General features: G+C 43.6%; 13 protein-coding genes. 9 read left to right on the top strand and 4 right to left on the bottom strand.

The window, feature by feature from the left end:
* Positions 1–2 precede the first annotated feature (2 nt).
* The 4 genes from hpaH to B6N13_RS13955 form a co-directional block, all read right to left on the bottom strand.
* Entirely contained in the window at positions 3–806 is an 804-nt protein-coding gene (gene hpaH / locus B6N13_RS13970) for a 2-oxo-hept-4-ene-1,7-dioate hydratase (RefSeq protein WP_169459701.1), read from the bottom strand.
* Between the two features lie 18 nt (positions 807–824).
* Positions 825–1,586 (bottom strand): fumarylacetoacetate hydrolase family protein, encoded by a 762-nt coding sequence (locus tag B6N13_RS13965; protein WP_169459700.1) that lies wholly within the window; start codon positions 1,584–1,586, stop codon positions 825–827.
* Positions 1,587–1,595: 9 nt separating this feature from the next.
* Entirely contained in the window at positions 1,596–2,333 is a 738-nt protein-coding gene (locus B6N13_RS13960; protein ID WP_169459699.1) for a fumarylacetoacetate hydrolase family protein, read from the bottom strand.
* Between the two features lie 75 nt (positions 2,334–2,408).
* Positions 2,409–3,170 (bottom strand): helix-turn-helix transcriptional regulator, encoded by a 762-nt coding sequence (locus B6N13_RS13955; protein ID WP_169459698.1) that lies wholly within the window; start codon positions 3,168–3,170, stop codon positions 2,409–2,411.
* A 250-nt stretch (positions 3,171–3,420) separates the two neighbouring features.
* Here B6N13_RS13955 and hpaE point away from each other — a divergent pair, with 250 nt between their 5' ends.
* The 9 genes from hpaE (at position 3,421) to B6N13_RS13910 (ending at position 12,618) form a co-directional block, all read left to right on the top strand.
* A complete protein-coding gene (hpaE, locus tag B6N13_RS13950) occupies positions 3,421–4,884 on the top strand; it encodes a 5-carboxymethyl-2-hydroxymuconate semialdehyde dehydrogenase (RefSeq protein ID WP_012070853.1) in 1,464 nt (487 codons plus the stop codon).
* Between the two features lie 50 nt (positions 4,885–4,934).
* Positions 4,935–5,315 carry a 5-carboxymethyl-2-hydroxymuconate Delta-isomerase gene (locus B6N13_RS13945; protein WP_169459697.1) on the top strand — a complete coding sequence of 127 codons (381 nt, stop codon included), beginning with the start codon at positions 4,935–4,937 and terminating at the stop codon, positions 5,313–5,315.
* 54 nt (positions 5,316–5,369) lie between these two features.
* Positions 5,370–6,392, top strand: coding sequence for a TRAP transporter substrate-binding protein (locus B6N13_RS13940; RefSeq protein ID WP_169459696.1), 1,023 nt, complete (start codon positions 5,370–5,372; stop codon positions 6,390–6,392).
* A 2-nt stretch (positions 6,393–6,394) separates the two neighbouring features.
* On the top strand, positions 6,395–6,916 hold the full coding sequence (locus B6N13_RS13935; RefSeq protein ID WP_169459695.1) for a TRAP transporter small permease: 522 nt from the start codon (positions 6,395–6,397) through the stop codon (positions 6,914–6,916).
* A complete protein-coding gene (locus B6N13_RS13930) occupies positions 6,913–8,241 on the top strand; it encodes a TRAP transporter large permease (protein WP_169459694.1) in 1,329 nt (442 codons plus the stop codon). Before B6N13_RS13935 ends, B6N13_RS13930 begins: the two co-directional genes overlap by 4 nt.
* Before the next feature lie 21 nt (positions 8,242–8,262).
* Positions 8,263–9,192: a 3,4-dihydroxyphenylacetate 2,3-dioxygenase gene (gene hpaD, locus B6N13_RS13925; protein ID WP_169459693.1), complete on the top strand. Its 930-nt coding sequence runs from the start codon at positions 8,263–8,265 to the stop codon at positions 9,190–9,192.
* A gap of 416 nt (positions 9,193–9,608) precedes the next feature.
* Positions 9,609–10,748 carry a tyramine oxidase subunit B gene (locus tag B6N13_RS13920; protein WP_169459692.1) on the top strand — a complete coding sequence of 380 codons (1,140 nt, stop codon included), beginning with the start codon at positions 9,609–9,611 and terminating at the stop codon, positions 10,746–10,748.
* A gap of 95 nt (positions 10,749–10,843) precedes the next feature.
* A complete protein-coding gene (locus tag B6N13_RS13915) occupies positions 10,844–11,266 on the top strand; it encodes a RidA family protein (protein WP_169459691.1) in 423 nt (140 codons plus the stop codon).
* Positions 11,267–11,325: 59 nt separating this feature from the next.
* The gene (locus tag B6N13_RS13910) at positions 11,326–12,618 is read left to right on the top strand and encodes an FAD-binding oxidoreductase (protein ID WP_169459690.1); all 1,293 of its coding nucleotides are present in this window, start codon (positions 11,326–11,328) and stop codon (positions 12,616–12,618) included.
* The last annotated feature ends 6 nt before the right edge of the window (positions 12,619–12,624 follow it).

Here is a 12,624-nt window from a genome sequence, read left to right as displayed (position 1 = left end):
TCCTAAGCAAAATGACAAGATACAGAACCCAATGGACCGTAATCTACGGTGAAAGTATCCCCTTTGCGTGCTGCTATTGGGCGAGTAAAAGAGCCACCAAGAATGATCTGACCAGGTTCAAGTTCAACATCAAATGGCGCTAATTTATTGGCTAACCATGCAACGCCATTGGCAGGGTGATTGAGTACGCCAGCGGCAACACCAGTTTCTTCAATAATGCCGTTTCGCTGCATAATGGCGGATGCCCAACGTAAATCCATTTCATCTATTTTGATCGGGCGGCCACCTAAAATAATTGCAGCATTGGCGGCGTTATCAGCAATGGTATCGAAGACTTTGCGTGGGCGTTTGCTTTCTGGGTCGATAGATTGACTGCGAGCATCAATAAGTTCAAGCGCAGGAATGACGTAATCTGTTGCGTTATAAACATCAAAGATGGTGCAGTTAGGGCCTTTCAGAGGTTTCTTTAGAATGAAGGCTAATTCCACTTCAATGCGTGGCACAATGAACTTGTCTGTTTCAATTTCGCAGCCATCGTAATACAGCATGTCATCAAGCAGTGTGCCGTAATCTGGTTCATCAATTTGTGAACTCATTTGCATTGCGCGCGAAGTTAGACCAATTTTATGACCAATAACTTTGCGGCCTTCATTGAGCTTCATTTGTACCCATTCTCGTTGAATAGCATAGGCATCATCAAAAGTGATATCTGGGTAATCTAATGAAATTTGACGAATTTGAACGCGCTCTTTTTCTGCCTGATTCAGCCTGTTGGCGCAAGCTGTAATAATGTCTTTTGAAAGCATGTCGTCACCCTTAATTATTTAAATTGTTTTTAGGTATTCAGATTCAGAAATAATGGTGTTTTTCAGAACGCCCACACCTTCGACTTCTGTGGTTACCACATCGCCAGGTTTCACATCGGCTAAACCTTCTGGGGTTCCGGTAAAGATCATATCCCCTGGGGTTAATGTCATAATCTCGCTCAAGTAAGCGATCAAATGTGGGATGTTAAACACTAAATCCTCGGTGTTGCCTTCTTGCTTCAATTCGCCATTTATATAAGTGCGAAGCACCAGATTGTGCGGATCTTTAATGTCTTTGGCATCCACAATATAAGGGCCAATTGGCGTACAAGTATCGCGACTTTTTACTCTTAGATTAGGTCGGTAGTAATTTTCTAGGTAATCTCGGATGGCGTAGTCATTTCCTACTGTGTAACCACCGACATAGTCCATCGCGTCCTCTATTGAGACGTTTTTCGCTTCTTTGCCGATAACGACTACCAATTCACATTCATAGTGCATGTAATCCACGTTATCTGGACGGTAGGTTTGTTGATCGTGACCGATAAGAGAGTTTTTGTTCTTCAAAAAAACCAAAGGCTCGTCTGGTGCTTTAAAAGACAATTCGGCTGCGTGGTCAGCGTAGTTAATCGCTAAAACAAATATTTTGCCTTCGCAGGGTGGTAACCAAGTGAAAGAACCTTCTTCAAGAATCTTGCCTTGTTGAGTCACAACTTGGTCTTGATCGTTTACTGTGACAGCGAGTGTTTCATTGTTAAAAAGTATACGGGCGCTTTTCATGACTGCTTCCTATTCTTGTTCCACTGGGTTGACTAGGCGGCCGACGCCTTCGATATCGATCATGACACTGTCTCCGGGGTTAATGGCTAAATCGGCTGTGCGTTCCGGCGTACCTGCGATGATGATGTCTCCAGCTTCTAGCGTCATGAAACTGCTGATGTAGCTTATTATTTCTTCTACTGAGTAAATCAGCTGATCGGTATTGGTTTCGTGCACTAACGCATCATTAATGAATGTCTTGATGCTTAACTTATTTGGCGTACTTACTGCGCTTTTGTCGACTGTCCATGGGCCAATCGGACAAAAAGTATCACGGCATTTTGCTTTTACAGCGGGGCGATAAAAGGAGGTTTCCGCTAAGCTCACTTCGTTTACAACGGTAAAGCCCGCCACGAAATCTAAGGCGTTGCTGGCATCAACACGAGTGGCTTTTTTACCAATAACGATACCCAAGGATGGACCGGCAAAAACCGCGCCTTTATCGCTTGGTAGCTTGATATTCTTGCCATAGCCGATGTGTGTATTATCGGTTTTGATGTGTAATACAGGGGTTTTGGGCGGTTGGACGTGTGGCTTTTCGTTAAAAGCTTTTTCTAACGATTTCGCCAAGGCTTTGTTGTTCAAAGCGACGCCAATCACATTACCAGAGGTGGGCGGGAGTATGGTGTCGTCTAACTTGATTTCAAAGCTGGCATTCGCAGTTTTCGATACCACTTCATTTGATTCTTTTTGTCTGTAATGAAACATTTTCTTCTTACCAAATGTAGTTAACATGTTAACTATAGTTTCGTAAAAAACATTCCTTGTCAATACACGACTGTTTTATTGAATGAATTTTCTGAATAGTTCCGCTTGGGATTTGATATTGAGTTTGCGGTAGATATTTTTGCGATGATTCTTGACGGTTCCTTCCGAAACAAAGCATTTTTCAGCGATAGCGGCAGAGGACAAACCGGTCAGAATAAGCTTTACGATTTCTTTTTCTCGCTTGGTAAGGTGTTGATATTCAAGCATATAGCTACGGCTGTTTATGTTTTCTAGATTAATGGCTTGATTGGCTTGATTGGCTTGTAATGCATTTCCAATGCGCTCATGGGTCAATATGGCGGCTTTGATTGAGTTGATGCACGGAATGAGTTCACGGTTGACTGCTTGAATAGAGGCGCCATTGTCTTTGGTTGAGTAGACGATGCAAATTTTGGTGTCATCACTTGTACCGATAACTATGTTGGTTTCATTACACCAATCTAATCGTTGGTAAAATGTATCGTAGTAAGCGGAATTGCGAAAATCATCATTGACGAGACTGTCTAAGGTAACGAGTTCTTTTTGATCTCTATTGCCACAGATCATGTCATAGACAGGATCAAGCAAGTACGCTGATTCGCAATACACCTCATCAATTTCTGACATTTCGTTTCCACTTAAGAAAACAGGGTGATTGGTCTTCGAATAACTAACAATTCTAATGTTAGAGATTGGGTCTAACGCTTTGATTGAGTAGGCAACTTGGTCATAGAAGTGATGTTCACCAATGCCTTTGATAAGAGAAGGCAAGGTGTCATAAAGGCGTGTATTCAGCATATTATGCGCTCCCGTTTATTGTTAATTATTTGATAGGGCACTGGTGGGGATAATTCCACATCTGGACTAAAAGTCAAATAATGCAAAAGAATTTTCCATTTGTACCAGTCTCTTTTTTTATTTAATTGCATTTCAAATTCAGTAAGTAGGCTTGACATACTACACATGTTAAGTTTAATTTATTTAACATGTTAACTAAATCGATGTCGAGACATTCTCGTTCGATTCCTTATCGGGAGAGAGAAGAAAAATGATTAAGAACTTGATAAACGGCAAATGGGTTGAGAGCAAAGAGACTTTTCAGACTTTTAATCCAGCTACAGGTGAAGTATTAGCTGAAGTGGCTCATGCATCCGATGAGCAGGTGGCTGAAGCGGTTCAAGCGGCGAAAGATGCTTTTCCAGCATGGGCAGCTATGCCGATAGCAAAACGCTCTAAAATTATCGAAAAATTGGGTGACCTAATCGCTGAGAATGTGGAAGAAATCGCCCGTCTTGAAACAGCCGATACAGGTCTGCCACTTTACCAAACATTGAATGCGCTGATTCCTCGTTCATCAAATAACTTTTATTTCTTCGCTGAAAAATCAAGACAAATGAATGGTCATACTTACCCAGTGGATGACCAGATGTTGAACTACACCTTGTATCAACCAACGGGTGTGTGCGCGTTAATTTCTCCATGGAACGTACCTTTCATGACAGGTACGTGGAAAACGGCTCCTGCATTAGCCTTGGGCAATACCGTGGTGATGAAACAGTCTGAGCTGTCTCCGTTAACGACCGACTTTTTAGGCCGTTTAACGATTGAAGCAGGCGTACCACCAGGCGTGTTTAATATAGTTCATGGTTTTGGTGCGACTACCGGTAACGCCATCATCACCAATGAGGATGTCGATGCCATTTCGTTTACGGGTGGTACATCAACAGGTAAACACATTATTGCCAATGCAGGTCTTAAAAAGTTCTCTATGGAGCTGGGCGGTAAATCTCCCGTGATGATCTTTGAAGATTGTGACTACGAGCGTGCCATGGATGCGGCTGTGTTCGGTATCTTTTCAATCAATGGTGAACGCTGTACTGCCGGTTCTCGTATCTTCGTGCAAAAAGGCATTTACGATAAATTTGCTACGGAATTTGCTGAGCGTGCTAGCAAAATCAGAGTGGGCGATCCTAACGATCTAAATACGCAAGTGGGCTCATTGATCAGCCAGCAGCACTTCGACAAAGTGACCGGTTACATTCGTATTGGTATTGAAGAAGGGGCAACTTTAATTGCTGGTGGTCCTGATAAGCCGGTTGATGAATTGCCAGATCACCTAAAAGGCGGCCATTTTGTTCGCCCAACCGTATTCCGTGATGTCACCAACGATATGCGTATAGCCCGAGAAGAAATCTTTGGCCCTGTGGCGGTGTTGATTCCTTTTGAAGATGAAGCCGATGTGGTTGCCATGGCTAATGACAACGAATATGGCTTGGCGTCTTACTTATGGACTCAAGATGTCAGCAAAGTACATCGTATTGCGCAAAAAGTAGACGCCGGCATGATGTTTGTTAACTCACAAAACGTACGTGATCTTCGTACCCCATTCGGTGGCATGAAAGCATCTGGTACTGGCCGTGAAGGCGGTGATTACAGCTTCGAAGTGTTCTGTGAACCAAAGAATGTCTGTATCAGCATGGGTTCTCATCATATCCCTAAATGGGGCGTTTAGTTTAAATCTTGGCGAGGGCATCATGCCCTCGCGCTTGTCGGAGCATTCTTATGCCACATTTTGTTTTTGAATATTCTGCCAACCTTGAAGGTCGTTTAGATTTTCAGCCAGTGTTTAAAGCCCTGCATGAATACATAGTGTCTACTGGGCACTTTCCGCTTGGTGGTGTGCGTAGTCGGGCAATTTGTTGCGACCATTTTCGTGTCGCGGATGGCCGTGAGGACTTCGCCCTGATTAATTTAAATTTAAAAATAGGTCATGGACGTAGTATGGAAATTCGTCAAGAAGTGGCGGAAAAGGTCTTTGCTATTTTCTGCGAATGGATGAAACCGATCACGGATAACAGTTATTGCCAGATCTCTTTTGAACTGACGGAACTGGATCCCGTTCTTAAATTTAATAAGAACAATATTCACGCTCTCTTTAAGTAGGGCGTAATTGCGTAAATAACGATTTCAAATAATTATAAATAGAGGGTAATCGTGATGAGTCTTAAAAAGATTTTTTCTATTGCTGTAGCAACCACTTTGTCTAGTATGACATTTGCAGAAACAATCCGCGTTGCAAGTTGGCTGCCGCCAACGAATCCTATGAACCAAGTTGTTATCCCTGCGTGGGGTAAAGCCATTTCTGATGCCACTGATGGACGAATCAATGTCGAGATCGTTTATGGTTTAGGTCATCCGAAAACCATGTGGAATCTGGTAGAAGACGGCATTGTTGATGCCAGCTATAGCTACCATGGTTATGCTCCAGGTCGCTTTGAGTTACCACAAGTGGTGGAACAACCAGGACTGGGAACGAATGCAGAAGCCGCGTCTTATGCCTTGTGGACGACTTACGAAAAGTTTTTTTCTGACTCTCACGAATTCGATGGCTTAAAACTGCTGGCGTTATTTACCCACGGCCCAGGCCAAATCCATTCTAATTTCCCGGTTAATTCTCTTGCGGATCTTAAAGATAAAAAGATCCGCATTGGCGGCGGTGTACAAAGCATTATTGCGGAGAAATTTCACGTGACAACCGTGGGGGCTCCCGCCCCAAAAGTCTATGAAATGATGCAACAAGGCGTTATTGATGGGGCGTTTTTACCCGCGGTAGAGCAGAAAGTCTTGCGTCTTTCCGAAGTCACTAAGTATTTGACCATTTTCCCTGATGGCCTTTACATGGGCAGTTTCTCTATGTTCATGAACCCTGATGTTTTTGAAGACCTCGATAAGGATGATCAAAAAGCGATTAATGACGCCTCTGGTGAAGTGCTATCTATTTTAGCGGGTAAAGCGTGGGATGAAAGTGATGCAGCAGGGATAGAATCGGCACGTGAAAATGGCGTCACTGTCACCACTTTGTCTGCCGACGATGCGCTTGTTAAAGAGGTTGAAGCGACCTTGTCTGATGCCAGTGCCAGCTGGATTAAAGCCGCTGATGACAAAGGCTATGACGGCAAGAAAGCGCTGACATTTCTTCGCGACACCGCCCATCAGTACGCAGATAAGCATGGAGAATAACAATGTGGTTATCTGCGATGGTTAATAAACATCATGGAGAATTTGGGCTAGCTAAGTGGCTAGCCTTTGTTCTCGAAATGGTGTCGTCATTGGTGTTATTGGCCTTGATGTTATTGACTTGTTCTGACGTGATTGGTCGCTATGTTTTCAATAATTCGGTCAATGGCACTACTGAACTTACTGAGCTGGCGCTTTGTATTGTGGTGTTTTGTCAGTTGCCTATCGTGACTTTGACTAGTGCTCATGTGGTGGTCGATATTCTAGATCGTGTATTGCCCGCCATGTTTATGAAAGTAAGTGGTTTGGTGATTAATTTAGGGATTGCAGCTGGTTTTTTCTTTTTGTCAGAGCGAATTTGGTTTCAGGCGGCAAGATCGCTACGCCGCGGTGTTGAGACTGAGTTTTTACACATCCCAGTGGCTTATTTTATCCAGTTTATTGCCATCATGATGTTGGTAACTGGCATTATTCTTGTGCTTAAGGCTTTCCATAGCTTGCTTGCAAGAGCGGAGGTGTCTGAATGATAGTTTCTGCTTTTGGTTTTGCCATTCTGTTGGTATTGATCTTGATTTTTAGAATGCCGATTGCCTTTGCTATGGGCACGGTTGGTATTGTTGGATTCGGTTATCTGCAAGGTTTGAGTTTTGATAATGTATTGGATTTCCGCTGGACTGGGCCTTTGTCTCTGGCAGCCAATCGCATTATCGATACCTCGCAAGAGTACGGTCTGTCGGTAATACCTCTGTTCATTTTGATGGGAAACTTTGTCACCAAAGCCAATTTATCAGGAGAACTCTACAAAGCTTCCAATGCCTTTATGGGACATCGAAAAGGTTGCTTAGCTATGGCAACGATTGTGGCCTGTGGTGGTTTCTCGGCGATTTGTGGATCGAGTTTGGCGACCTCTGCGACCATGGCGAAAGTCGCCATGCCACCGATGAGGAAATATGGTTACAGTGATGGTTTAGCCAGTGCTTCTATCGCGGCGGGATCGACACTCGGTATTTTGATTCCACCTAGTGTTATTCTGTTGATGTATGGATTGTTGACTGAGACCAGTATCCGCGAGCTGTTTGCCGCTGGTTTTCTACCTGGTTTGTTGGGCATTCTGTTGTATTTGGTTGCGGTCAGATACGTTGTTTGGCGTCATCCTGAAAAAGGGCCAAGCGCAGAGCGGACGAATTTTGCAGAACGCATGGTGGCGCTTAAAAATGTCTGGGGTGTTTTGGCTTTATTCCTGATTGTGATGGGAGGCATTTACCTTGGTGTTTTCACACCTTCAGAAGCGGCTGGGGTCGGCGCTGGTGGTGCTTTCTTAATTGCCCTAATGCGTAAATCACTGACAGTAGAAGCCGTTTTTCATGCCTTGATTGATACGGGCAGAACCACGGCGATGTTGTTTTCGGTATTAATTGGCGCCTTAATATTTTCTGACTTTATTACCATTGCTGGTTTGCCCGCAGAGTTATTGGCGTTTGTACAAAGCTTTAATCTGTCGGCCTTTGGTGTCATTTTAATCATTATCGCTATTTATCTTGTGCTAGGAATGGTGTTTGAAAGTCTATCTATGATTCTTTTGACGGTTCCTATTTTTTACCCCTTGGTACAGAGCCTTGGTTTTGATTTGGTCTGGTTTGGTATCGTGGTGGTTGTGGTGACTGAAATTAGTCTTATTACGCCGCCAGTGGGGATGAATGTATTTGTTTTGAGTGCTGTGCTGAAAGATGTAAAAGCTGGAACTATCTTTAAAGGCATTACGCCATTTTGGTGTGCGGATATGGTTCGGCTGGCTTTAATTGTGTTCTTTTCATCCGTTGCTCTTTTCTTACCAGAATTATTATATAGATAACTATTATTTCGGAGATTTTGTATGGGTAAGCTTGCTCTAGCCGCAAAAATAACACACGTACCTTCTATGTATCTTTCTGAGCTGGATGGCCCTCAAAAAGGTTTTCGTCAGGCAGCGATAGATGGCCATCTGGAAATATCGAAACGCTGTCGCGAACTGGGTGTCGATACCATTGTGGTGTTTGATACTCATTGGTTAGTGAACGCAAATTACCACATTAACTGTGCGCCACACTGGGAAGGCGTGTATACCAGTAACGAGCTGCCGCATTTTATAAATAATATGCCATACAGCCTTGATGGGAACCCAGAGTTGGGACGAATTATTGCGCAGGTGTGCAATGAGCAGGGTGTGGAAACCATGGCACACGATGCCACTACGTTAGCGCCAGAATACGGCGCATTAGTTCCCATGCGTTATATGAATCCTGATCAGCATTTTAAGTGTATTTCGGTGTCTGCCTTGTTAACGGTTCATTACCTGAATGACTCAGCTCGTTTAGGTTGGGCCATTCGTGAGGCAATTGAAAAGCACTACGATGGTACTGTGGCTATTTTAGCGAGTGGGTCTTTATCCCATCGCTTTGCACAAAATGGTCAGGCGCCAAATTTCTCGACAAAAGTCTGGAGCCCATTCCTTGAAACATTAGATCATAGCGTGGTTGAGATGTGGCAAAACGCAGAGTGGAAAACATTTTGCGACATGCTTCCTGAATATGCAGCGAAAGGTCATGGTGAAGGTTTTATGCATGATACAGCCATGCTACTTGGTGCGTTAGGTTGGTCTGATTACGATCAAAAAGTCGAAGTGGTTACCCCGTATTTTGGCAGCTCTGGTACGGGACAAATTAATGCTATTTTCCCAGTATCCCCTCAAACCGGTGATGCGGTTCCTGGCCCTCAGGCTTCAGTGGAAAATGGTAGCTTTGTGTACGGCAAAAGCCGTTTGTAACTTCAAAAATCCGCTCCTAATGGCTGCTTCGAACCGTCGAGCAGCCATTATTTATGAGTAAATAATACCTTCCTTTATTCGTCATCAGCTCCTCATTCTGACTCTCTATAAAACAAGCTCAAATGTCCCTAAAGGGATATATAAACCATGTTTTTTTGTCGATACGATTAAAAATGTTTCGTTTTATCTTCTTTTAGGAGAAGGCGTTTAAGTTATTCGATTTTGAGAAGACTAAGTTAGCTTTAGTGTTACTCATAAGGGGAGCGCGCCGGATCAATAATAAATGCTGAAATACGTTAAGACCTTATTTTTAAGAATGCATGTTCGTATTAATTTGGTTTAACCGCTCGCGTTATAAGCTCCTAGAAGACGTCATTATTAATATAAAAATAAACATTTTTAAAATAGGCTGCACCATGACCGAGAATACAAAAATCGATTTTATTTATCTTTCTGAACCAGACATGATCAAAGCTGGTGTAACGGATATGCCAAGTTGCGTAGACACCATGGAAGAGATGTTTAAGCTTTTGTATACGGGAGACTACCGTATGGCTGGGCCTAACAGTGACTCTCACGGTGCGATGATTACCTTCCCTGATGAATCTCCTTTTCCAACCATGCCTAAACCGACAGCAGATCGTCGTTTAATGGCGATGCCAGCTTATTTAGGTGGGAACTTCCAAACCTCTGGCGTGAAGTGGTACGGGTCTAATATTGAAAACCGAGAAAAAGGTTTGCCTCGTTCCATACTGATGATGATTTTGAATGATATCGATACTGGAGCACCTTTGGCTTGTATGTCTGCTAATTTGCTTTCCGCCTATCGAACAGGGGCAATTCCTGGGGTGGGAGCGCGTTATCTGGCCCGTAAAGATTCGAAAGTCATTGGTCTGTTGGGTCCTGGCGTTATGGGGAAAACCACGGTGGCGGCTTTCATTGCGGCTTGCCCTCAAGTCGATACGATAAAATTAAAAGGTCGTGGGCAGAAGAGCTTAGACAGCTTTATTCTTTGGGTTAAAGAGACCTATCCACAAGTGACAACGATTGAGGTTGTCGACAGCATTGAAGCCGTAGTACGTGATTCGGATCTTGTGACTTACTGTAATTCAGGCGAGGTTGGCGACCCAACGACATACCCAATTGTTAAGCGGGAATGGGTGAAACCTGGTGCATTCTTGGCGATGCCAGCGAGCTGTAGTTTAGATGAAGGCATGGAAAAATCAGACGTACGTAAGGTACTAGATAACACAGGCTTGTATGAAGCTTGGTATGAAGAAGTACCAAAACCGGCTCATCATGTGATTCCTTTGGTCGGTGTTCGCTGTATGGACATGATTGCAGAGGGCAAGTTAACGCTTGATGAATTGGAGGACCTCGGCAAGATTGTTTATGGCGACTCTCCTGCACGTCAGAATGATGAAGAAATCATTATTTTATCTGTTGGTGGTATGCCAGTAGAAGATGTGGCTTGGGCAACAGTGGTCTATCGCAATGCAATTGAAAAAGGCATTGGGGTATCACTTAACTTATGGGATGTGCCGGTATTGCGTTAAGTCCCACGATATTTTTCAGGGCATGTGGTAAGCAATTCTTAGCTGCCAGATGTCCTGATTTTAAAACAAGATGTATTTTAGATTAGGTAAATCCCATGACAAAAATTGTAAAAGTGAAAACCGGTTCAAAATTCGAAGAAATTGCAAGTTACTCACGTTTGGTCGCCGTAGATAATTGGATTTATGTTTCCAATACCGCAGGTCGTAATCCAGAAACACAAGAAATACCAGATGATGTGATAGAACAAACAGAACAAGTTTTTAATAACATCGAACGCGCATTGGCCTCAGTGAACGCTACTTTGGCTGATGTAGTGATGTCGCGTGTTTTTATTCAAGATCCAGCCCATATTCATGATGTGATGGGCTATATTGGTAAGAAATTTAAAGGGGTGAATCCAGCCTCCACAGCGACATGTCCGCCATTAGGTTCAACTGTCTACAAGGTGGAGATTGAAGTGACAGCCTATCGTGGCGCTTCTACTGCTGATGTTGAAGAAATCCTTATCAGCCAATAATCGCTCATCAGGGGAGGTTAAATACTAGTGTAATCTCCCTATGCCTTTAGGAAAAAGTTATGACAAAAACACTCGAAAAGGTTGAGACTCAAGATCAACTTCCTCAATCAGCAAGCGTTGTCATCATAGGTGGTGGCATTGTTGGGGTGACCGCCGCTCTTGCTTTAGCCGAACGAAATATCTCTGTCGTGCTTCTGGAGAAAGGGCATATTGCTGGTGAACAATCTTCCCGAAACTTAGGTTGGATTCGCAAAACTAACCGTCATTTACATGACGTTCCTTTGGCGCAAGCGGCAGATAAACTATGGGCTGAAATGCCAGATCGAGTCGGATGCGATGTCGGTTATAAACAAGCTGGTATTATGTTTCTAGCGAAAACAGAAGCACAGCTTGCTATGCATAAGGACTGGTTGAAGTCTGTAGAATCTCTTTCTTTGGATTCAAGAATAGTAACCCCTGAAGAAATTGATGAGTTAGTGCCTGGCGGAAAAGGAAAGTGGCTGGGTGGTATTTATACGCCTTCAGATGGTAATGCCGAACCTGCCATTGCTGCCACAGCTATAGCCAATGGTGCCATTAAAAAGGGGGCAATTATCGTTCAGCAGTGTGCTGTTCGAACCCTGTCTATGGAAGGTGGAAAAATCAGTGGTGTGGTCACCGAGAAAGGGGAAATTCGCTGTGAGCAAGTCTTATTAGCGGGCGGTGCTTGGTCACGACGTTTTTTGGGAAATCTAGGCATTTCTTTTCCAACCTTGCCGTTAATTTGTTCAGTTTTGCGAACGAAACCCATGGAAGGTCCAACCAATATTGCGGTTGGTGGGCCAGATTTTTCTTTTCGTAAACATCAAGATGGCGGCTATATCATAACGCAACGTGGCAAGTTGGATGCTCCAATTACTTTTGACCACTTACTTATTGGTCATAAATATTTGGATCAACTTCGTACTCAACGGAGTTTTTTAAATATTTCGATGGGAAGTTACTTCTTTAAAGACCTAGGACTAGCACGTCGTTGGAATGCAAAGAGCCACACACCGTTCGAAAAAGTCAGAACGAATGATCCGCAATACAATCCCGATTTGAATCAACAGGCTTTAAACAATCTTAGACAGGCTTGGCCAATTTTCGAGAAGGCTGAAATTGCGGAAGCATGGGCAGGAATCATTGATGTGACACCTGACTCTAACCCAGTAATAGATCATGTTAAATCTATTCCTGGTTTGACCGTGGCTACTGGGTTCTCTGGGCATGGCTTTGGCACCGGCCCCGCAGCTGGGCAATTAGCGGCCGATCTAGTCTCCAACATGGGGCCTATTATTGATCCAACTCCATATAGGTTTGAACGACTATAATATTCA

Origin of the sequence: Marinomonas sp. UCMA 3892 (assembly GCF_012726345.1) — a bacterium.
Taxonomy (GTDB): domain Bacteria; phylum Pseudomonadota; class Gammaproteobacteria; order Pseudomonadales; family Marinomonadaceae; genus Marinomonas.
This window is presented reverse-complemented; position numbering and strand designations above follow the sequence as displayed.

Coding starts and splice junctions, on each gene's coding strand:
- hpaH (WP_169459701.1), bottom strand. CDS start 806: ATGCTTTCAAAAGACATTATTACAGCTTGCGCCAACAGGCTGAATCAG.
- B6N13_RS13965 (WP_169459700.1), bottom strand. CDS start 1,586: ATGAAAAGCGCCCGTATACTTTTTAACAATGAAACACTCGCTGTCACA.
- B6N13_RS13960 (WP_169459699.1), bottom strand. CDS start 2,333: ATGTTTCATTACAGACAAAAAGAATCAAATGAAGTGGTATCGAAAACT.
- B6N13_RS13955 (WP_169459698.1), bottom strand. CDS start 3,170: ATGCTGAATACACGCCTTTATGACACCTTGCCTTCTCTTATCAAAGGC.
- hpaE (WP_012070853.1), top strand. CDS start 3,421: ATGATTAAGAACTTGATAAACGGCAAATGGGTTGAGAGCAAAGAGACT.
- B6N13_RS13945 (WP_169459697.1), top strand. CDS start 4,935: ATGCCACATTTTGTTTTTGAATATTCTGCCAACCTTGAAGGTCGTTTA.
- B6N13_RS13940 (WP_169459696.1), top strand. CDS start 5,370: ATGAGTCTTAAAAAGATTTTTTCTATTGCTGTAGCAACCACTTTGTCT.
- B6N13_RS13935 (WP_169459695.1), top strand. CDS start 6,395: ATGTGGTTATCTGCGATGGTTAATAAACATCATGGAGAATTTGGGCTA.
- B6N13_RS13930 (WP_169459694.1), top strand. CDS start 6,913: ATGATAGTTTCTGCTTTTGGTTTTGCCATTCTGTTGGTATTGATCTTG.
- hpaD (WP_169459693.1), top strand. CDS start 8,263: ATGGGTAAGCTTGCTCTAGCCGCAAAAATAACACACGTACCTTCTATG.
- B6N13_RS13920 (WP_169459692.1), top strand. CDS start 9,609: ATGACCGAGAATACAAAAATCGATTTTATTTATCTTTCTGAACCAGAC.
- B6N13_RS13915 (WP_169459691.1), top strand. CDS start 10,844: ATGACAAAAATTGTAAAAGTGAAAACCGGTTCAAAATTCGAAGAAATT.
- B6N13_RS13910 (WP_169459690.1), top strand. CDS start 11,326: ATGACAAAAACACTCGAAAAGGTTGAGACTCAAGATCAACTTCCTCAA.